The organism is Spirulina sp. CCY15215, from assembly GCF_016888125.1.
Taxonomy (GTDB): Bacteria; Cyanobacteriota; Cyanobacteriia; order Cyanobacteriales; family Spirulinaceae; genus CCY15215.
Genome location: NZ_JACSWA010000609.1, coordinates 1 through 222 on the forward strand (window position 1 = coordinate 1; position 222 = coordinate 222).

General features: G+C 36.5%; 1 protein-coding gene. It reads left to right on the top strand.

All coding sequences use genetic code 11. The annotated features are described in order from the left end of the window. A partial coding sequence (locus JUI58_RS24735; RefSeq protein ID WP_204106524.1) for a hypothetical protein occupies window positions 1-222 on the top strand: 222 nt, incomplete at both ends.

Below are 222 nucleotides of genomic sequence, written 5' to 3' on the forward strand. Positions count from 1 at the left end.
ACAAGAAATCTCTTCTTTCTCTGATGTATCACCAAGTGAACCTGTTCAGAAACAATCTATTTCTCCTATCTCAGAAACAGTTATAACTCCAGATTCAACGCAAATTAATTCTTCTGATGCTAAACAAGAAATCTCTTCTCGTTCTGGTGTAGCGCCAAACGAACCTGTTCAGAAACAATCTATTTCTCCTATTCCAGAAACAGTTATAACTCCAGATTCAAC